11 protein-coding genes are annotated in these 20,005 nt (G+C 72.9%); 4 read left to right on the forward strand and 7 right to left on the reverse strand.

Annotated elements, in window-relative coordinates:
* The 3 genes from SCWH03_RS27490 to SCWH03_RS27500 all read left to right on the forward strand — a co-directional run.
* Positions 1-2,664: type I polyketide synthase (locus SCWH03_RS27490; protein WP_173267511.1), on the forward strand; the 2,664-nt coding region annotated here is incomplete at its 5' end.
* Positions 2,665-2,682: 18 nt separating this feature from the next.
* Complete coding sequence (locus SCWH03_RS27495; RefSeq protein WP_173267513.1) at positions 2,683-7,833, forward strand: SDR family NAD(P)-dependent oxidoreductase; 5,151 nt, start codon at positions 2,683-2,685, stop codon at positions 7,831-7,833.
* A 47-nt stretch (positions 7,834-7,880) separates the two neighbouring features.
* The gene (locus SCWH03_RS27500; RefSeq protein ID WP_173267515.1) at positions 7,881-9,065 is read left to right on the forward strand and encodes a cytochrome P450; all 1,185 of its coding nucleotides are present in this window, start codon (positions 7,881-7,883) and stop codon (positions 9,063-9,065) included.
* 106 nt (positions 9,066-9,171) lie between these two features.
* Here SCWH03_RS27500 and SCWH03_RS27505 read toward each other — a convergent pair whose 3' ends face one another.
* The 4 genes from SCWH03_RS27505 to SCWH03_RS27520 are packed head-to-tail and all read right to left on the reverse strand — an operon-like array spanning position 9,172 to position 13,013.
* Positions 9,172-9,366 carry a ferredoxin gene (locus SCWH03_RS27505; protein WP_173267516.1) on the reverse strand — a complete coding sequence of 65 codons (195 nt, stop codon included), beginning with the start codon at positions 9,364-9,366 and terminating at the stop codon, positions 9,172-9,174.
* A 22-nt stretch (positions 9,367-9,388) separates the two neighbouring features.
* The gene (locus SCWH03_RS27510) at positions 9,389-10,576 is read right to left on the reverse strand and encodes a cytochrome P450 (protein WP_173267518.1); all 1,188 of its coding nucleotides are present in this window, start codon (positions 10,574-10,576) and stop codon (positions 9,389-9,391) included.
* Positions 10,573-11,634 carry a DegT/DnrJ/EryC1/StrS family aminotransferase gene (locus tag SCWH03_RS27515; protein ID WP_173267520.1) on the reverse strand — a complete coding sequence of 354 codons (1,062 nt, stop codon included), beginning with the start codon at positions 11,632-11,634 and terminating at the stop codon, positions 10,573-10,575. The genes SCWH03_RS27510 and SCWH03_RS27515 overlap by 4 nt, the downstream gene beginning before the upstream one ends.
* Positions 11,631-13,013, reverse strand: a complete 1,383-nt coding sequence (locus SCWH03_RS27520) for a glycosyltransferase (RefSeq protein WP_173267522.1) — start codon at positions 13,011-13,013, stop codon at positions 11,631-11,633. Before SCWH03_RS27520 ends, SCWH03_RS27515 begins: the two co-directional genes overlap by 4 nt.
* 238 nt (positions 13,014-13,251) lie before the next feature.
* Between SCWH03_RS27520 and SCWH03_RS27525 the strand changes: the two genes are divergently transcribed.
* Positions 13,252-16,047 (forward strand): helix-turn-helix transcriptional regulator, encoded by a 2,796-nt coding sequence (locus SCWH03_RS27525; protein WP_173267524.1) that lies wholly within the window; start codon positions 13,252-13,254, stop codon positions 16,045-16,047.
* Positions 16,048-16,085: 38 nt separating this feature from the next.
* On the opposite strand, the gene mhpA is transcribed toward SCWH03_RS27525, so the two are convergent.
* From mhpA to SCWH03_RS27540, 3 genes are read right to left on the reverse strand one after another with little or no spacing between them, the layout of a single operon-like run.
* Positions 16,086-17,708: a bifunctional 3-(3-hydroxy-phenyl)propionate/3-hydroxycinnamic acid hydroxylase MhpA gene (mhpA, locus tag SCWH03_RS27530; RefSeq protein ID WP_173267526.1), complete on the reverse strand. Its 1,623-nt coding sequence runs from the start codon at positions 17,706-17,708 to the stop codon at positions 16,086-16,088.
* Between the two features lie 15 nt (positions 17,709-17,723).
* The gene (locus tag SCWH03_RS27535) at positions 17,724-18,917 is read right to left on the reverse strand and encodes a 3-deoxy-7-phosphoheptulonate synthase (RefSeq protein WP_173267527.1); all 1,194 of its coding nucleotides are present in this window, start codon (positions 18,915-18,917) and stop codon (positions 17,724-17,726) included.
* A gap of 49 nt (positions 18,918-18,966) precedes the next feature.
* Positions 18,967-19,989 (reverse strand): FkbO/Hyg5 family chorismatase, encoded by a 1,023-nt coding sequence (locus SCWH03_RS27540; protein WP_173267529.1) that lies wholly within the window; start codon positions 19,987-19,989, stop codon positions 18,967-18,969.
* Between the last annotated feature and the right edge of the window lie 16 nt (positions 19,990-20,005).

The following is a 20,005-nucleotide window of genomic DNA, read 5'->3' on the forward strand; positions in this document are numbered from 1 at the left end:
GCGCTGGTGGAGGGTGCGGTGCCGGTGCTGCGCGGGGACCGCGGTGAGGTGGATGCGCTGCTCGCCGCGCTCGCCCGACTGCATGTGGACGGTGTGCCGGTGGACTGGTCCCCGTTCTACCCGGGCGGGCGGCGGGTCGATCTGCCGACCTACCCCTTCCAGCACGAACGCTACTGGCCGACCCCGCTGAAGCGCACCGGCGACGTCGGCGCCGTGGGGCTCGGCCCCGTCGACCACCCCGTTCTCGGCGCCGCCATGCCCGTCGCGGGATCGGACGCGGTGGTGTTCACCAACCGCCTTCCCGTCGGCTTCCCCGAGACCGTGTTCGCCGAGATCGCCTTCCGCGCCGCCGACCACGTCTGCCTCGGCACCGTGGAATCGCTCACCGTCCTCGCCCCGCTGACACCGGGCGTGCTCCAGGTGTGGGTGGGCGCCGCCGCCGACGACGGCAAGCGGGAGCTCACCGTCCACTCGCGGCCCGGTGACGACGGGCCGTGGACCCGCCTCGCCACCGGTGTCCTCGCACCGGGCGAGTATGCCGCCGACTTCGACGGCGACGGCTGGACGCCCGTCGAACTCCCCGCCGAGTCCACCGACGCCAGGTTCTACGGAGTGCACCCGGCGCTGCTGGACCTCGCCGTGCGGGACGGAGACCCGGACCGGGTGCCGCTGCAGTGGCAAGGCCTCTGCCTGCACGCCGTCGGAGCGCCGGCGCTGCGCGTGCGGTGGGGCGCCGACGGCTCGTTCGCGGCCGCCGACGCGAGCGGCGCGCCGGTCGTCTCCGCCCGGTCGGTCACCTTCGGGGCCCCTCTCGAGGCTCCGGCCGGGCAGGATTCCCTGTTCCGTCTCGACTGGCTGCCCGCCCGCCTCGAGGCAACCGGTGCGCCGAGCGTGGCGACCGTCGTGGACCTCGCCGCGGTCGGCACGGTCCCCGACGTCGTCGCCGTCGCCGCCGAGTCCTCCGGCCGGGTCGGCCCAGCGCCCTCCGGCGAGGCCGGTGCCACCGGTCAGTCCATGGGCGATGTGCCGGGCGAGGCGCATGCACTGGCCCGGCGGGCCCTCGCCGTCACCCGGGAATTCCTCGACGACGACCGGTTCGCCGACAGCCGCCTGGTGTTCACCACGCGCCCCGGCGATCTCGCGGCGGCGACCGTGTGGGGCCTCGTACGCTCCGCGCAGTCGGAGAACCCGGGCCGCATCCTGCTCGTCGAGGGCGATCCGTCACCCGCCCTGCCGCTCGTGCCCGCGTTGCTCGACGCCGGGGAGAGCCAGGTCGTCGTACGCGAAGGCGAGCTGCTGGTCGGACGGCTCGCCCGGGTCAGCGGAGCGGGCGGGACATCCGCATGGGACCCTGAGGGCACCGTCCTGATCACCGGCGGTACCGGCGGCCTGGGCGCCGCGCTCGCCCGCCACCTGGTGACGGAACACGGCGCGGGGAAGCTGCTGCTCGTCTCGAGGCGCGGCGGGGACGCCCCGGGCGCGGCGGCTCTTCGTGCGGAACTCGCCGCCCACGGCGCCGACGTCACCGTCGCCGCGTGCGACGTCGCCGACCGCGCCGAGGTCCAAAGCCTGGTGGAGTCGGTGCCCGCGCTCACCGCCGTGGTGCACACGGCCGGTGTGCTCGACGACTGCGTGATCGGCTCGCTGACCCCCGAACGGCTCGACGAGGTGCTGCGACCCAAGGTCGACGGCGCCTGGAACCTGCACGAGGCGACGCTGGGCCACCGTCCGGCGGCGTTCGTCCTGTACTCGTCGGTGGCCGGCGTCACCGGAGCCGCCGGGCAGGCCAACTACGCGGCTGCCAACGCGTTCCTCGACGCACTCGCCGCCTACCGGCGGGGCCTCGGCCTCGCCGCCTCGTCGCTGGCGTGGGGCCCCTGGGCCCAGGACGGCGGCATGACCGCCCAGCTCGCCGACGGTGCGATGGACCGCCTCGGCCGCTCGGGGATGCCGCCGCTCTCCCCGGAGCAGGGCCTCGCCCTGTTCGATGCGGCGCTCGCCCGCGACGAGCCGCTCCTGGTCCCCGCGCGCATCGCCACCGGCCGCACCGAGCGGCCGGTCGCGGTCGCCGCGGTGCTGCGCGGCCTGGTACGGGGTGGGAAGCGGACCGCCGGCGCCGGCGCGGCGGACCCGGCGGGCACCCTGCCGGACCTGCCGACCGGACTGGGGCCCGAAGAGGGGGCCGCGTACGTACTGGACCTGGTGTGCGGACACGCCGCCGGTGTCCTCGGGCACACCACGCCCGCCGCGATCGACGCCGACAAGGAGTTCCGTTCGCTGGGCTTCGACTCGCTGACCGCAGTCGAACTCCGCAACAGCCTGTCGGCGGTGACCGGGCTGAAGCTGGCCGCCACCCTGGTGTTCGACCACCCCACGCCGAGGGAACTCGCCGACCGGCTGGCCGGCGAACTGTTCGGCACCGCTCCGGAGGGCCCGTCGCTCACCTCCGAACTCGACCGGCTGGAGGCGGCCCTGGCCGCCGGCACGACCGAGGACCACAGGCTGTCCGGGGTCGCGGCCCGGCTGCGCAACCTCCTTGCCCGGTACGGCGATTGTGCCGCGCCGGACGAGGAGGCCGAGGTGGCCGACCGCCTCAGCGCCGCGAGCGCCGACGAGGTGCTCGCCTTCATCGACAACGAACTCGGCCGACGTTCCGAGAGCTGACCAGGAAGGTTTGCGGCGATGCCGAACGACGAGAAGCTCGTTGAGTACCTGAAGTGGGTCACCGCCGACCTGCACCAGACCCGCCAGCGGCTTCGGCAGGTTCAGGACGCACGGCACGAACCCATCGCGATCGTCGGTATCGGGTGCCGCTTCCCCGGCGGCGTCCGATCGCCCGAGGACCTGTGGGAACTGGTGTCCGCGGGCGCAGACGCCGTCTCCGGCTTCCCCACCGACCGGGGCTGGGACATCGGCGCGCTCGCCGGCGGTGACAGCGCCACGCTCCAGGGCGGATTCCTCTACGACGCGGCCGAGTTCGACCCCGGCTTCTTCGGCATCTCCCCGCGTGAGGCGCTGGCCACTGACCCGCAGCAGCGGCTGCTGCTGCAGACCTCCTGGGAGGCGGTCGAACGCGCCGGCATCGACCCGGTGGCGCTGCGCGGCAGCCGGACCGGCGTGTTCGTCGGCACCAACGGCCAGGACTACGGCCATGTGCTGATCGCCTCGCGGGAGGACGTCGAGGGACATGCCGGCATGGGCACGGCGGCCAGCGTGATCTCCGGACGGGTCTCCTACACGCTCGGCCTGGAGGGGCCCTCGCTCACCCTCGACACGGCCTGCTCCTCGTCGCTCGTCGCCCTGCACCTGGCGGCTCAGGCGCTGCGCGGCGGCGAGTGCTCCCTGGCCCTCGCGGGCGGTGTCACCGTCATGACGACGGCGTCCAACTTCGCCGGCTTCACCCGCCAGGGCGGACTCGCCCCCGACGGCCGCTGCAAGGCGTTCTCCGACGACGCCGACGGCACCGGCTGGTCCGAGGGCATCGGCGTGCTCCTCGTGGAGAAGCTGTCCGACGCCCTGGACAACGGCCACCCCGTGCTCGCCGTCCTCGCGGGCAGCGCGGTCAACCAGGACGGCGCGTCCAACGGGCTCTCCGCGCCCAACGGCCCCGCCCAGCAGGAGGTGATCCGCGCCGCCCTGGCCTCGGCCGGTCTTGCGCCGTCGGATGTGGATGCGGTGGAGGCGCATGGTACGGGGACGGCGCTGGGTGATCCGATCGAGGCGCAGGCGTTGATCGCCGCGTATGGGCAGGGTCGTCAGGTGCCGTTGCGGCTGGGGTCGGTGAAGTCGAATCTGGGGCACACCCAGGCGGCGGCGGGTGTGGCGGGTGTGATCAAGACGGTGATGGCGCTGCGTCATGGTGTGCTGCCGGTGACCCTGCATGTCACCGAGCCGTCCTCGCATGTCGACTGGTCGGCGGGGGCGGTGTCGCTGCTCACCGAGAACACGCCGTGGCCGGCCGCCGGCGGCCGGCCGCGACGCGCGGGCGTGTCGTCGTTCGGTGTCAGCGGCACCAACGCACACGTGATCATCCAGGAGGCGCCGGACGCCGGTGCACCGCCGGCCCCCGGCACCCCCGACGCGGACCCCGCCGCCGGGCGGCACCCCGGCGTCCCGGTCCCCTGGCTCCTGTCCGCCAAGTCCGCCTCCGCCCTGGACGCCCGTGTGGAGCAGGCCCGGGGGCTGCGCGGCGGCTCCGGCGATCCGGCCGGCTCCCTCGACATCGGTTTCTCCCTGCTGACCACCCGCCCCACCTCCTTCGAGCACCGCGCCGTGCTCCTCGACGGCGACGTGGTCGCCCGCGGCACGGCGGCCCGCCGGCCGCTCGCCGTGCTGTTCGCAGGGCAGGGCGCCCAGCGCCTGGGCATGGGGCGGGAGCTGTACGAGCGGTTCGAGGCGTTCCGTACGGCGCTGGACGAGGCGCTGGGATTGCTGGAGCCGGGGCTGCGGGACGTGATGTGGGGGGACGACGAGGAGGCGCTGAACCGGACCGGGAACACCCAGCCCGCGCTGTTCGCCCTCGAAGTCGCCCTGTACCGGCTGCTGGAGTCGTTCGGTGTGCGGCCCGACCACCTGGCCGGGCACTCGATCGGCGAGGTCGCCGCCGCGCACGTCGCCGGAGTCCTCACGCTCGAGGACGCCGCCACACTGATCACGGCGCGCGCCCGGCTGATGGAGGAACTGCCCGCCGGCGGCGCCATGGTGTCGGTGAAGGCCGACGAGGCCGACGTCCTGGCGCACCTCACCGACCGCGTCTGCGTGGCCGCCGTCAACGGCCCCGGCTCCGTGGTGATCGCCGGCGACGAGAGCGAGGCCCTGAGGGTCGCCGCACGCTGGGAGCACAGCCGGCTGCGGGTCAGCCACGCCTTCCACTCCCCGCTGATGGATCCGATGCTGGACGCGTTCCGCGACGTGGTCGAGCACCTCGCCTTCCACCCCCCGCGCGTGCCGATCGCCGCGAGCGGCGACGTCACATCCCCCGGGTACTGGGTGCGGCATGTGCGGGACGCGGTGCGGTTCGCCGACCATGTCGCCGCGATCGGCGACGCCACCTTCGCCGAGGTCGGCCCGGCCGGTGTCCTGTCGGCGCTGGTCGACGGCTGCGTGCCGCTGCTGCGCCGGGACCGGCCCGAGGAGACGGCCGTGATCACCGCGCTGGCCCGGCTCCACACGGCCGGTGCGAAGGTCGACTGGTCCTCCTTCCACTCCGGCGGCCGCCGTGTCGACCTGCCCACGTACCCCTTCGACCGGCAGCGGTTCTGGCCGCGGTCCACCGGGGCCCCCGAAGGGCCCTACGCGGCGCCGCGGCAGTCCCACCGGCCCGCGCTGTACGGGGTCGACTGGGTCGCCGCCCCGCTCGACGGTGTGCCCGCCGCCACCGCGCGCTGGGCCGTCGTCGGCACCGACGAGTTCGACGTGGCGCACGTCCTCTACAGCGCCGGCCAGATCGTCACCGGTTACGGAGAGACGCTCGCCGGCGCCGCGGGTCCGGCGGCGGCTCCGGACGTCTTCGTCGTGTCCGTCTCGGGCGACGAGACACCCGGCAGCGTACGCGCCACCACGGCGCGGGTGCTGGCGCTGCTCCAGGAGAGCCTTCAGTACAGCGGCGCGCGCGTGGTGTTCGTCAGCCGGGGCGCGGCCACCGGGGAGGATCCCGCCGCCGCGGCGGCGTGGGGCCTGGTGCGCACCGCCCAGGCGGAACACCCCGGCCGGTTCACCCTGGTCGACGTCGACGATCGCGACGTGTCGATCGCCACGGTCGTACGGCTGGTGTCGTGGGACGAGCCGCAGGTGCTGGTGCGCGACGGCGCCGTGCACCTCGCCCGCCTCGCCGAACTGCCCGCCGGCGCCGACTCCGCCCCGCAGTGGAACCCGGAGGGCACGGTCCTGATCACCGGCGGAACGGGCGGACTCGGCGCGGATCTGGCCCGCCACCTCGTCACCCGCCACGGCATCCGGCACCTGCTGCTCGCCGGCCGCCGCGGCCCCGAAGCCCCCGGGGCGGGCGAACTGCGCGCCGAACTCGAGGCGCGGGGAGCGTCGGTCACCGTCGTCGCCGCCGACGTCGCCGACGCGGACGCGGTGTCGGAGCTCCTCGCCTGCGTCCCCGCCGCGCACCCGCTCACCGGTGTCGTCCACGCCGCGGGCCTGCTCGACGACGGGCTGCTCGACACCCTCACCCCCGAACGCCTCGACGCGGTGCTGCGGCCCAAGGCCGACGCGGCCTGGCACCTGCACCGGGCCACCCGGCAGACGGATCTCGCGGTGTTCGCCCTGTACTCGTCGGTCGCCAACGTCATGGGCGCGGCGGGGCAGGGCAACTACGCAGCCGCGAACGCCTATCTGGACGCGCTCGCCGCCCGCCGCCGCGCCGAGGGGCTGCCCGCCGTCTCACTGGCGTGGGGTCCGTGGGCTCAGGGCAGCGGCATGACCGGAGGACTGAGCGAGGCGGCCATGGAGCGCATCGCACGGTCCGGGATGCCGCCGCTCGCCCCGGAGCAGGGACTCGCCCTGTTCGATGCGGCGCTCGGCCGGGACGAGGCGCTGCTCGTGCCGATGTCCTTCGACCCGGGGGGCCGGCCCGCGCAACTCCCGGTGGCCCCGCTGCTGCGCGGTGTCTTCGCCGAGGAGCCGGCCGCGGTGCCCGCCGAGAAGGCCGCGGTCACCGTCCTGGACCGGCTGCGGGGTGCCGCCCCCGAGGCGCGTGAGGCGATGCTGGTCGACCTCGTGGTGGGCACCTCGGCGGCCCTGCTCGGGCACCGTGACCCGAGCGCCGTCGATGCGGACAAGGACTTCCTCGAGCTGGGCTTCGACTCGCTCATCGCCGTCGAACTCCGCAACCAGCTCGGTGAACTGCTGGGGGGCCGCAGACTGGCCGGTTCCGTCGTCTTCGACAACAAGACGCCGGCCAACCTGGCCCGTGCCCTGCTCACCGAGCTCGGTGAACTCCGGGGCGCCGCCTCGGCCGTCGGCGGCCCAGGCGGCGCCGTCGAGGCGTCCGACACCGTGTTCGGCCTGTTCATGGAGTCGGTGTCGACCGGCAAGGTGATGCAGGGGCTGAGCCTGCTGAAAGCGGTGGCCAATCTGCGCCCGATGTTCGAGACCCCGGCCGAACTCGAGTCGCTGCCCACCCCGGTCACGCTCGCGGAAGGCCCGGCGCTGCCCAAGCTGATCTGCATCAGCGCGCCGGGGGCGACCGCCGGCGTCCACATGTACGCCAGGCTCGCGGCGCATCTGCGCGGCAGGCGCCATGTGTCGGCACTGCCCCTGGTCGGCTTCGAGCCGGGCGAGCCGCTGCCCAAGGACACCGCGGCCGCCGTCCGCTGGGTCGCCGAGAGCGTGCTGCACGCGAGCGACGGAGACCCGTTCTGCCTGGTCGGCCACTCCTCCGGCGGCACCCTGGCCTATCTCGCCGCGGCCGCGGTGGAGCAGACCTGGGGTATCGCCCCGGAGGCCGTGATCATGCTCGACACGCTGAGCCTGCGCTACGACACCAACGAGGGCCTGGACTTCGACGCGGTCACCACCAACTACTTCAGCACCATGGACTCGCCTGCGGTGAACCTGAACAGCGCCCGGCTGTCGGCGATGGCGCACTGGTTCGTCCGCATCATCGACACCGGTCTGCACCCCACCGTGCCGAAGCTGCTCATCCGGTGCGGCCGGGAGGTGGACGGCACGGACTTCACGACCACCGAACAGGAGGTGCCGGTGCCCGCGGACGAGATCCGGGTCGTGCCGACCGACCACATGGCCATGGTCAAGGAGGACGCAGCCATGACCGCCCAAGCGATAGAGGACTGGCTCGGCGCCTTCGACGACGCCCGGTCCTGAGCCGTGCCCCGCTGCCCGGGGCAGTACCCTCCGGAAGGAACACCCCCATGCCCTCCGCACAGCAACTCCCCCTGGTCGAACTCGAACTGCCGTCGATCCTGGCCTTCAGCGACATCCGGCTGCGCCTGCAGGAGCAGGCCCCGGTCTGCCGCATCCGCACACCCGCAGGCGACGAGGGATGGCTGGTGACCCGGCACGCCGAGGTGAAGGCGCTGCTGCAGGACCGCCGTCTCGGCCGCTCCCACAAGGACCCGGCCAACGCACCCCGGTTCTTCAGCAACCCGATGCTCGACATGCTCGTCACCGACGACGACGTGGAGACCGAGCGCCGCGACCACGAGAGCAAGCGGATCCTGTACACCCGGAGCTTCGCCGCCCGGAGGGTCATCGAGCGGCGCTCCCGGGTCGAGGCCCTCGCGCATGCCGCGATCGACGCGATCGTCGCCGCGGGGCCCACCGCCGACCTGCACGCGTCGTACTCGATGGAGTACTCGCAGCAGGCGCTGTGCGACATGGTCGGCGTCCCCGCCGAGGACCGCCGGCGGCTGCTGGACATGATGGACACGGTCGGCGACACCGACCGGCGGCACGCCGAGTCCGGGATGGACGCCCTGTTCGGCTACGCCGCCGAGCTGGGCGGCAAGCGCCGGGGCCGGCCCGGCGACGACGTGATCTCCCGGTTCGCCGAGGCGGGGCTCACCGACGAGCAGATCGGCCTGCACACGGTCACCCTGCTGTTCACCGGGCTGTCCGGGCTCGCCTCCCATCTCGACTTCGGTGTGCTGCTGTTCCTGCGCAACGCCGACCAGCTGGCGCTCGCCACGGCCGACCCCGACGTGATGGCCCACGCCGTCGACGAGGTCATGCGCGCCACGATCGGCAGCCCCGTGCTGCCCCGTTACGCGAGCGAGGACATCGGGATCGGCGGGGTCACCATCGCCGAGGGCGACCTGGTGATGCTGGACTTCTCGCTGGCCAACCACGACCCGAGGGCCTTCGAGGACCCGTACCGGTTCGACGTCACACGGACCCCCAACCCGCACTTCACGTTCGGCCACGGCATGCGGCACTGCACCGGCGCGCCGCTGGTGCGCGTCATCCTGGCGGTCGCCTACACGGCGCTGTTCCAGCGGCTGCCCTCGCTGCGGCTCGCGGTGCCCGAGGCGGAGCTGGAGTCGCACCCGGGCGGCCGGCTGGCCGGGGGCCTGGCGGAGTTCCCCGTCACCTGGTGACCGGCCGCCGGGACGCCCCCTCCCGCCCCTCGGGGCGGGAGGCCGTCCGCGCGGCCGGGGCGGCCCCGCGGCCCGACCGGGTCGCGTCCTTCCCGCCCGGGCTTCGTCACTCCCGCACGGTGATGGCCTGCGCCGGGCACACCGACGCCGCCATCCGCGCCGACCGCGACTCCGCCCCGTCCGGCGCCTGCTGCAGCAGCTCCACGAATCCGTCGTCGTTCTGGTCGAACACGGTGGGTGCGGTCAGTACGCACTGCGCCGCGCCGATGCACTTGCCCGTGTCCACACTGATGCGCGTCATGTCTTTCCTCCGGGAAGGGGCGCTACCATCGCACCGGCAGCGCGTGGAGTCCGAACAGGACCCCGTCGTACTTGAACGGCAGTTCCTCCAGCGGAACCGCGATCCGCAGGGTGGGAACGCGGGAGAACAGCTTCCGGTAGGCGACGTCCATCTCCAGGCGCACCAGGTTCTGCCCGAGGCACTGGTGGATGCCGTAGCCGAACGCCACGTGCCCGTGCGCGGACCGGGACGGATCGAACTCGTGCGGCCGTGCGAACACGGCCGGGTCGTGGTTGGCGCCCGCCACCAGCGGGACGACGCCCTCGCCCGCCCTCAGCAGCCGGCCGCCGATCTCGACGTCCTCCACGACCACGCGCAGAGCCACCAGATCGGCGACCGAGTAGTAGCGCAGCAGCTCCTCGACCGTGCGCTCGTCCCCGATCCACTGCGGGTCCTCGAGGAGGGTGACCGCGCCGAGGGCGATGTTGTTCGCCGTGGTCTCGTGCCCGGCGATCAGCAGCAGCATGGCGACGCCGGACAGCTCCTGCGGGGAGAGCGACCCGTCCCCGGCCAGTTTGCTGATCAGGTCGTCACCGGGACGCTTGGTCTTGATCGCGATCAGCCGGTCGAGATAGCGCAGCAGCTGCTGCGAGGCGTCGTCGCGCTCCTCGTCGGTGGAGCCGATGGTGACGAGGACCTTCGTCTTGGCCTCGAAGAAGCCCCGGTCCACCTTGGGCACGCCCAGCAGCGAGGAGATCACCAGGGACGGCACCGACAGCGCGAAGTCCTCGACCAGGTCGGCGCTGTCACCGCGGGCGAGCATCCGGTCGATGGTGTCGTCGACGATCTCCTCGACGGCCGGGCGCAGCGAGCGGATGCGGCGCACGGTGAACTCGGGGATCAGCGCCTTGCGGAACTTCGTGTGGTCCGGCGGGTCGAGGGCCACGAACCAGCCCGGCACCTCCTCGGCCGTGGGCACGCCACCGGTGCGCGACGGCGCGGGGAATCCCCGGTGCGCGGGGTTGGAGCTGATGCGCGGCTCGGTGAGGACCTGGCGCACCTCCTCGTGCCGCGTCACCAGCCACACCGTGTCGCCCGACGGCAGGGCGGCCTTCACCAGGCCGGGCCGGCCGCGGAACTCGTCGTACTCGGGCGGCGGGAACGGCACTCCGGGGCGCCGGAGCACGAACGGGACGGCGTCCGCGCCGGCGCCCGCCTCGGGGGAGGTCATGCCGACGCCTCGTAGAAGGCGCGGACCTGGGCCACGATGAACTCCTGGTCGCTCTCGGTCAGATCGGTGTACGTCGGCAGGTACAGGCCGGATTCGGCGAAGCGGTTCGCCTTCAGCGCGGGCCAGACGGGGTCGAGGTAGCCGGGCTGACGGCTCATCGGTTTGAAGAACAGCCGGGTCTCGATCCCGCGGGCGGCCAGAAACTCCCGCAGTTCCTCCCGGCGTTCGGCCAGCAGGTCGTACATCCACAGGACGTCGCGCCGGGGCATCAGGGTGATGCCGGCGATGCCGCGCAGCCCCTCGTCGTACCGCTTCTCGATCTCGGTCCTGGCGGTGAGGATCTCCTCGAGCCGCTCGGTCTGCGCCAGGGCCACGGCGGCCTGGAGGTTGGTCATGCGGAAGTTGTAGGCGAGCTTCTTGTGCAGGAAGCTGTGGTCCCGGGTGAAGGCCATGCCGCGCAGATGCGCCATCTGGCGGGCCAGGTGGGGGTCGTCGGTGAGGCAGATGCCGCCCTCGCCGGCGCTGATGATCTTGTTGGCGAACAGCGAGAACGCCGCGATGTCACCGGTCGGCGCGATGCCGTGGGCCTCCGCCGAGTCCTCCACGACGCGCAGGTTGTACTCGAAGGCCAGCTCCAGGACGGCGGCCATGTCGCAGCGCCGTCCGTAGACATGCACCGGCATGATCACCTTGGTGCGCGGGGAGATCTTCTCCTCGATCTTCGCCACGTCGATGTCGAGGTCGTCGGCGCAGTCCACGAACACCGGCGTCGCGCCGGTGTAGGTGACCGCCCAGGCGGACGCGATCATCGTGAACTCCGGCACGATCACCTCGTCGCCGGGGCCGACACCGAGGGCGCGCAGCGCGAGGGTCAGCGCCGTGGTCCCCGAGGAGCAGGCCACCCCGTGGGCGACACCGTTGCGGGCGGCGAACGCCTCCTCGAACCGCGGCACGAAGGACCCCTGCGAGGAGATCCAGCCGCCGGTGACGGCCTGGGTGACGTAGTCGAGCTCGTTGCCCTTCAGTGACGGCATCGACACGGGGTAGGTGAAGCTCATCGGCTCACTTCCGAAGACAGCGCGGGCAGGTCCAGGACCAGGTCGGCGGCGGTGGTGCGGCCGCCGGCGGCCTGTTGCAGCGCGGCCAGGTTCCGGGCGCGCTCGGTGAAGGAGGGGTCGTCGAGGACGCGCGTCACCTTGTCGAGGACATCGTCCACATCGACGATGTGCGGTTTCGACAGCGTGAGCCCCACGCCGAAGCTCTCGGCGCGCACGGCCTGGTCGTAGCAGTCCACCCACAGCGGACGCGACACCATCGGCTTGCCGAAGTGGATGCTCTCCGTGTACGCGTTGCCGCCCGCGTGGGTGAAGAACACTTTGACGCTGCGATGCGCCAGCACGTCCAGCTGCGACGGCACCCACGTCTCGACCCGCAGGTTCCCCGGCAACTCGGCGGGCAGGTGCGCCTGCTGGTCGCGTGGCAGCTTCCACAGCACCGCGTGCCGGCCCTCCAGCCGCCGGGCGACCTCCACGAACGCCCGCACCTGGCCCCCGGTCAGCCGGGTGATGGTGCCGAAACCCATGTAGACCACGGACTCCTGCGCGTCGAGCCAGGCGGACAGCTCACCGGGTGGACACTGCGGCAGCGGCGGCACCAGCGCCCCCACGGTGCGCATGTGCGGAGGGAGGCCGAAGGAGTAGTCCATCTCCGGGATCGAGTAGCACAACACCAGCTCCGACCTCTCCACCCGGCAGAACTGGCCGTCGGCCTCGGGTGCGATGCCGAGTTCGGCGCGTACCCTGGCGTCGGCCGCGTTGCGCTCCTTGTGGAAGCTGCCGAACGCCATGGCCAGCGTGCGCCACTGGAACAGCCTGTTCTGCCAGCGCTGCGCGAGCGACATGTCCGCGGGCAGCCCAGAGTGCGGCACCGGGAACCCCTTGGGCGTGTACGACGGCCCGATCGGCACCGCCGACGTCAGCAGGTTCGACGGAACGAACGGGTCGCTGAGGACGAACGGGATCCCCTTGGTGATGGCGAGTTCCCAGCCGAACTGGCACATGCTCTCCACCACCATCAGCGCCGGCCGGATCTTCTCGACGGCCTCCTCCAGCCTGCGGTACTTGGGTGCCCGCAGGGCCGGTCGGTCGGTCTGCTCGATGACCGCGCGCCGCGCCTTGAACCGCGACCGCTGCGTCACCTCCGCGTACGTCGTGTCGTCCCAGGTCACCGAGGACATCTCGGAGACCACCTCGCCCAGGGGGAAGAACTCGACGGGGGAGCCGACCGCCGTCGCCGCGACGTCCTCACGGGCCTTGTCGTCGGCGGCGAACCAGAGGTCCGCCACGCCGCGCCGGGACATCTCCTCCACGAGCACCAGCATGGGGTTCAGCAGCCCGCTCTCGGGCAGGCTGACGAACAGAATCGGCCGCTGGCTCATGGCTGTACCCTTCAGGCGGCATGGCGGAAACAGCTGACGTGGTGGCGCCGAGCCTGCCGGACGCCCCCTGCCGGTGTCGCCGGGGGCGGGCCATGTCGAGGTGAAGCCCTAGTGTTGCCGCCCGCCCCAGGTGCAGGTGATGTCCTAGAACCCTCTGTGCTGCGCTTGGAGCAGCCGGGCCGGGACCCAAGACGATGGACCCCGGCGGACCGGACCGGCAGGCGGGAGGTGCACCACCATGACCGGCACGGCGGGCAGCGCCGAGGCGGGATGCCCGGGACTGGTCGAACGCGACGCGCAGTGGGACCGGCTGACCGCGCTGCTGTCGGACGCCGTCGCCGGAGCGGGGCGGGTCGCCCTCGTCACGGGCCCGGTGGCGAGTGGCAAGACCACGCTGCTGCACCGGTTCGGCGAGCGGTGCGGCGCACGGTTCGTCAGCGCCACCGGCTCGGCCTTCGAACGCGATCTGCCGTTCGGCGTGGCCGGACAGCTCCTGCGTCCGCTCGGGGCACCCGGGGAGGTCGGGCAGCTGCTCGGCGCGGCGGCCCGGACGGCCGAACCCGCGACGGCCCACCAGCTGCACACGCTGTGCCTGGCGCTGTTCGACCTCGCCGGGGACGGCCCGCTGGTGATCGGCGTCGACGACGTGGAATACGCCGACGAGCAGTCCCTGCAGTGGCTGCTGTCCCTCATCCGCCGGATGGGCCAGGCGAGGATCCTGCTGCTGCTGGGCCATACGGAGACTTCCGGCGGTACTCGTTCGCCGCTGCGCTCCGCGCTGTCGCGCCACCCGCACTGCCGTGAGATCACCGTGGCACCGCTGTCGGAGCCGGGCCTGGCCGAACTGTTCGGCGGTGCTCGCGCGGGCCGCGAGGCCATGGCACTCACCGGGGGGAACCTCCTGCTGACCTGCTCCCTGCTCGCCGACCGGGGCAAGGCCGGGCCGGATACCGCCGGCGCTCCCGCGGCGGCCCCCGGGCTCGGCCGGGCACTCGTCAGCTGCCTGCACCGCTGCGAACCGCATGTCGTGGCGGTCGCACGCGCCCTCGCCGTGACCGGCGCGCACGCCACCGTCGAGCGGCTGGGCCGCGTCGCCGGGATCCCCGCCGAGGAGGTGCGCGGTGCGCTCGACCTCATGACCGGCGCCGGGCTGCTGGCCGAGGGCCGCTTCCGCACCGACGAGGCCCGCGCCGCGGTACTGGACGACATGCCCTCCGACGAGCGCGCCAGGGCCCATCGGGACGCCGCGCGGCTGCTGCACGGCGAGGGCGTTCCCGCGACCGAGGTGGCGCCCTATCTGCTGCGCGGCGAGGGCGGCGGCGAGGGCGGCGGCGAGGGCGGCGACGGGGGCGGCGACGGGGGCGAGTGGACCGTGGCGGTGCTCGAGGAAGCCGCCGAGCGCGCGCTGCGCGACGAGCGCATCGACACCGCGCTGCGCTGCCTCGAACGCGCCCACCGGGCCTGCCCCGAGGTGCAGCGCCGGGCGGCGATCGAGGCGAAGCTGGTGCGAGTGGAGTGGCGGGTCAACCCCGCCGCCGCGGGCCGGCGTCTCACCGCGCTCACCGGCGCCATGCGCGCGGGACGGCTCTCCGACCGGGATGTGCGGTCACTGGTGCCGCTCCTGCTGTGGGACGGCCGCACCGATGGCGCAGCCGAGGCGATGGAGCGGCTGCGCCGCGCCCGGCAACCGGCCGGTGCGGCGGGCCGGACCGTGGAGCTGTGGCTGGCCTGCGCGCACCCGCCGCTCGCCCGCCGCGCCCGGCTGCCCGCCGGGACCGGCCGCGACGGCGGCCCCTCCGGTCCCGCCACCGGCCCCGCCCTCAGGGCCGTGACGGCGCTGGCTACCGTGCTCACCCGGGGGCCCGACGAGCAGGCGGTCACGGACGCCGAGCACGTGCTCCAGGTCGCGCGTCCCAGTGACGGCATGTCCTGGGGACCCCAGACGGCGCTGCCCGCGCTGCAGGCCCTCGTCCTCTCCGGCCGCCTCGATGCCGCCCGTTCCTGGTGCGACAGACTGCTGGACGATGCGCGGGCCGGGCACCTGGCGGTGGCGCGGGCGCTGTACGCCGCGGTGCGCGGTGACATCGCCCTGCGCGAGGGCGACCTCGTGCGGGCCCAGGCCCACGCCCAGGACGCGCTCGCCCTCATGCCCGACGGCGGCTGGGGGGTGGGGGCCGGGATACCGCTCGGCGTGCTCGTCGAGGCCGCCACCAGGCGGGGCCGGCAGGGCGAGGCCGCCGACGGTCTCGCCCTGCCGGTGCCGGAGGCCATGTTCCGGAGCCGGTACGGTCTGCCCTACCTGCACGCACGCGGCCACCACTACCTGGCGACCGGCCGCCACTACGCCGCACTGGCCGACTTCTTCTCGTGCGGCGAGCTGATGACCGAGTGGGGTGTGGACCAGTCGGTGCTCGTGCCGTGGCGCACCAGTGCCGCCGAGACCTGGCTGCGGCAGGGCGGGAACAGCCACGAGGCCAGACGGCTCCTCAACGAGCAACTCGCCCGGCTCGGCCCTCAGACCTCGCGTACCCGGGGCGTGGCCCTGCGGCTCCTGGCGGAGACCGTTGCGCCGCAGCAGCGGCCGGGACTGCTCGGCGACGCCGTGGCCGTCCTGGAAGAGTGCGGTGACCAGTACGAACTCGCCCGCGCCCTGGTCGACTTGAGCAGGGCGCACCAGGCGCTGCGCGATCACCGGCGCGCGTGGACCGTGGCCCGGCGCGCCTGGCACGTGGCCCGGGCGTGCGGCGCGGCGGCGCTGCGCGACGAGCTGCTGCCCAGCCGCCGCCGGCCCGACCGCGCGGAGTCCGCCGAAGAGCAGCCGCCCGCGGACCCGATCTCCCTGCTCACCGACGCGGAGCGGCGTGTGGCCGCACTGGCGGCGGTCGGCTACACCAACCGCGAGATCGCCGGGAAGCTGTTCATCACACCGAGTACCATCGAACAGCATCTCACCCGGGTCTACCGCAAGCTCAACGTGAAGTACCGCAAGGACCTGCCGGCAGACCTGTGCGTCCGTCTGCCGGACACCGCCTGAGGGGGCGCGGGGAGGCGGCAGCCGGCGCCTCCCCGCGATCACGCCAGGTGCAGCTGCGCGCGCAGGTCACCGACGAGCGCCGGCAGGTCGGCGCGATCCCCGGCGAATCCGAACACGTAGTGGTCCGGCCGCACCAGCACCCCCGTCCGGCGAGTCCGCGCCAGATACGGCAGATACACCCGCTGCACGTCCACCACCTCGTGGTCCCGCGCCTGCCCGGGCGGAACACCCGCCGGCAGCACCCGGGCGAAGCGGGTGCCTATCGACTTGAGGAAGCCGAGGTCGCCCTCGGACAGCGTCTCGTACGGGTCGACGGTCGTGATGAGCTGGAACCCCCGGCCGGCCACCTCGTCGAACCGGTCCCTGAGCGCGCCGCGCGCCACCACGCCCTGCGGCGACAGTTCGCCGGCGCGCGGTGCGACCGCCCCCGAGGCGTCGCGGCGCACCACCCCGTCCTCCAGCGCGAACCATGACGGCGACAGCTTCGGGGCGTCGGGGCGGGAGTGCAGGCCGATCAGATAGGCGTCGCGGCGGGCGGCGGCCGCGTGGTCCAGCTCGGAGACGAGCCTGCCGACCTCGACGGACATGTCGATGGTGTGCCGCACCTGCCGGGAGCGCTCCGTCTGGTACAGGTCGAGCAGGGTCTCGCGGGCCGTGCCGCGGAGCACCAGGTCCAGCTTCCAGGCCAGGTTCGCCGCATCCCTGACACCCGAGCACATTCCCTGGCCGGCGAACGGCGGCATCAGGTGCGCCGCGTCGCCGGCGAGCAGCAGCCGGCCGGTGCGCCACCGGTCGGCGAGGGCCGCCCGGAAGGTGTAGACGATGTTGCGGGTCAGGTCGGCGTTCCGCGGCGAGACGTCGTAGGGCGCGAGCAGCTCCCACATGCGGTCGGGGGCGCTCAGCTCCTCGATCGACTCACCCGGCATCCGCATGAACTCCCAGCGGCGGTGGCCCCGGCCCGACGCGACGATCGTGGTCGGCCGGTTCGGGTCGCATATCTGCACGTCGTTGGGGCGGAAACTGCGCGGCTCGTGGAATACGACGTCCACGAGGAGCCAGTCGTGTGCGAAGCCGAGATCGGTCAGTTCCGCGCCCATCGCTTCGCGCACGAAGCTGTTCGCGCCGTCGCACCCGACGACGTACGACGCGGTGATCCGCCGGTCCCCCGGCCCCGCGGGGCCGGGGGCATGGATCTCCACGTGGTCCCCGTGGTCGATGATCCGCCTCACCTCGTGCCCGAACAGGGTGGTGATCCCCGGCAGCGCCGCCACCCGTGCGCGCAGCGCCCGCTCGAAGGTCGGCTGGTGCATGACGGTCGCGATCGGCCAGCCGTCGCGGCCGGGCTCGTAGGGCGCCTCGAAGCTGAACAGCTCCCGGCCGTCACCGTTTTGGAACACGTACTGCCCCAGCGGCTCGCCGAGTTCCATCAGTTCGCCACCGATGCCGGCCGCGGCGAAGGTGCGCGCGGTCTCGCCGTCGAAGGCGACCACGCGCGGGAACGGGTACTGGTTCTGGTACTTCTCCAGGACCACCACCCGCCATCCCCGGTGCGCCAGCAGGAGGGACAGGACCAGTCCGACCGGTCCGCATCCGACCACCGCGATGTCCGCGGTGAGACCGGAGGAGCCGGGATCGGGGTGCGCTGCCGGGGGTGTCGCCATGGTGCATCTCCGCTGTCAGAAGACGGAGTCGATCACTTCGAGTGCCTGTTCCGGGCTGAGCCGGGGGTCGCAGAGGGTCTCGTAGCGTGCTCGCAGTGCCGTCTCGTCGGTTACGGGCCCGCCGACGCACTCGGTCACGTCGGTCGCGGCCACTTCGAGGTGGAGGCCGGCCGCGTGCTGCCCGGCCTCCTCCAGGACGCGGCGGAACGCGGTCGCCTCCTGGATGATATGGCTGAGATGTCGAGTCTTTTGCCCAGTCTTTGCGGCGACCGTGTTGCCGTGCATGGGGTCCGAGACCCAGACGACGGGATGGCCGGCGCTGTGCACCGCCGACACGATCGGCGGCAGCGCCGTGCGCATCGCGTCCTTGCCCATGCGCACGATCAGGGTCAGCCGGCCGGGCTCGCGGTGCCGGTCGAGCAGACCGCACAGGCGCACCACCGTCTCGGGGGTCGCTGCCGGGCCGACCTTGCAGCCCACCGGGCCCGTGACCGCGCCGAGCAGTCTGACGTGGGCCTGGCCGAGCCCCCGGGTGCGCTCCCCGATCCACGGGAAGTGCGTCGAGGCGAGGAACAGCTCCCCGGTGTGCGGGTCCGCGCGCAGCAGCGCGTTCTCGTAGTCGAGCACCAGGGCCTCGTGCGCGACCCAGGGGCCGGTCTCCGGCCCCTGGCCGGCCCGGGACCGGTGCGCGCGGACGGCACGCAGCACGGCGGCGGCCGCGTCGTAGGCCCTCAGCATGCGCGCCGGGTCGTGGCGGCGATCGGCGGCCTCCGGTGCCGGTCCGTTCACGAGTTCGCCCCGGAACGAGGGGAGCCGGCGCCCGAGGACGGTCTCGAACGGGCTCGACCGGGGTTTCGCGTACTGCCCCGCCATCCGCCCGAACCGCGCCACCTCCTGGCCGGTGCGCGCCGCCAGCCGGCCGGACAGGTCGGCGAGGGTGCGCAGCTTGCGGCCCGTCGTCGCCCTGTTGGCGTCCGCGAACGATTCGGCGCAGTCGCCGATCTGCAGCACGCGGGCCCCGCCCGCCGCGGCGACGGCCAGGGCGCTCTTCGCGGCCCGGATCTCCGACGGTGCCACCAGGGGGAGTGCGCCGGCCAGCTCGGCCTCGATCAGGTCGAATTCCGGCAGGTCCCGCCAGTGCGGCTGCTGCGCCGCGGGAAGCGTCATCCAGGGGCGTTCGCAGTTCGTCCCCAGGTATGGGGCGGTCATCGGTGAATGAGGCATCTCTCTCCGTTTCGTGACCGATGCGGACCGGGGGTCAGAAGACGATTCCCTCGATCTCCACCAGGAGGCCGGATCGGCAGATGTCGACATTCAGATAGGCGACACTCGCGGCGGGCGAGAAATGCTCGGAACATATCCGGCGGACGGTCGGTACGTCCTCGCTGCGGCGGACGTAGACCTTGATGTTGTCGAGGTCGCGGAGCCCGGCGTCCCGATCGACCTCGTATGCGTCGAGATTGTCGCGGGATATGAGGTGGGATATGTTCTCCAGCGAGAGTTCCATCTGCTTCACCAGGTCGCCCTCGTGGCAGGTCTCGTGTCCCCGTATGCTGGCCGTGCCAGCCACGTAGAGCTGCCCGCCGGTGCGGTCGGTGTGGGTCGCCGACAGATAGGTGGCCCGCGCGAACTTGGGAGGGCGCGGACCGTACTGCTCCGGGTAGTGGTAGGCGGAGACCTGCTTCGAGTTCTCGATCGAGGTCAGTGCGGCGGACCGGCCGGCCAGGAAGTAGAAGGCGATCCCGCCTCCCAGCGAGCCGATTCCGGTGGCCGATGGCACTTGCAGGTCCCCGAAGCGGAACAGCTCGAAAGCCTCCGCGCGCCCCTTGCAGAAGTCGCGGTAGATCTCGAGGCCGTCGGCGTTGTCGCCGTTGATGCCGCCCACGAAGTTCCACATCCGGAAGCAGTTCTTGTAGCCGAGTCCTTCCATGAGTTCCAGTGCTGCGCAGTACGCGGCGCTCGTACCCTCGGCGTAGCGGCCGGCCGGTGGAATCCGTCCGGCGATGAGCAGGTACTCGCCGTCGTGTGCGTATGCGGCCTGGCGGTGCACTCCCGTCTCCACCGGCCGATCGGTGGTCCACACTTCGGAGAATTCCTCGTCCGCCCGGTGGGCCATGTGCAGATCGACCGTCAGCCGGGAGTCCTCGACCCGAGGGCCGGTGCATCCGGTGGTGAAGTTGACGACACCGAGAACGTTTCTGCCGGACATGGTGCCGGTGACGTCGTACGGGCTCGTGAAGATGGCGGAAGGAAGGTCTGCCGGCCGCTTCTCCTGAGTCATGGAAAACGCCCCTCCA

This window comes from Streptomyces pacificus (assembly GCF_011766325.1).
GTDB classification, from domain to species: domain Bacteria; phylum Actinomycetota; class Actinomycetes; order Streptomycetales; family Streptomycetaceae; genus Streptomyces; species Streptomyces pacificus.

What these genes read in the sequence shown, in the direction of transcription:
- SCWH03_RS27495 (WP_173267513.1), top strand. Translation starts at nt 2,683, where the DNA reads ATGCCGAACGACGAGAAGCTCGTTGAGTACCTGAAGTGGGTCACCGCC.
- SCWH03_RS27500 (WP_173267515.1), top strand. Translation starts at nt 7,881, where the DNA reads ATGCCCTCCGCACAGCAACTCCCCCTGGTCGAACTCGAACTGCCGTCG.
- SCWH03_RS27505 (WP_173267516.1), bottom strand. Translation starts at nt 9,366, where the DNA reads ATGACGCGCATCAGTGTGGACACGGGCAAGTGCATCGGCGCGGCGCAG.
- SCWH03_RS27510 (WP_173267518.1), bottom strand. Translation starts at nt 10,576, where the DNA reads ATGACCTCCCCCGAGGCGGGCGCCGGCGCGGACGCCGTCCCGTTCGTG.
- SCWH03_RS27515 (WP_173267520.1), bottom strand. Translation starts at nt 11,634, where the DNA reads ATGAGCTTCACCTACCCCGTGTCGATGCCGTCACTGAAGGGCAACGAG.
- SCWH03_RS27520 (WP_173267522.1), bottom strand. Translation starts at nt 13,013, where the DNA reads ATGAGCCAGCGGCCGATTCTGTTCGTCAGCCTGCCCGAGAGCGGGCTG.
- SCWH03_RS27525 (WP_173267524.1), top strand. Translation starts at nt 13,252, where the DNA reads ATGACCGGCACGGCGGGCAGCGCCGAGGCGGGATGCCCGGGACTGGTC.
- mhpA (WP_173267526.1), bottom strand. Translation starts at nt 17,708, where the DNA reads ATGGCGACACCCCCGGCAGCGCACCCCGATCCCGGCTCCTCCGGTCTC.
- SCWH03_RS27535 (WP_173267527.1), bottom strand. Translation starts at nt 18,917, where the DNA reads ATGACCGCCCCATACCTGGGGACGAACTGCGAACGCCCCTGGATGACG.
- SCWH03_RS27540 (WP_173267529.1), bottom strand. Translation starts at nt 19,989, where the DNA reads ATGACTCAGGAGAAGCGGCCGGCAGACCTTCCTTCCGCCATCTTCACG.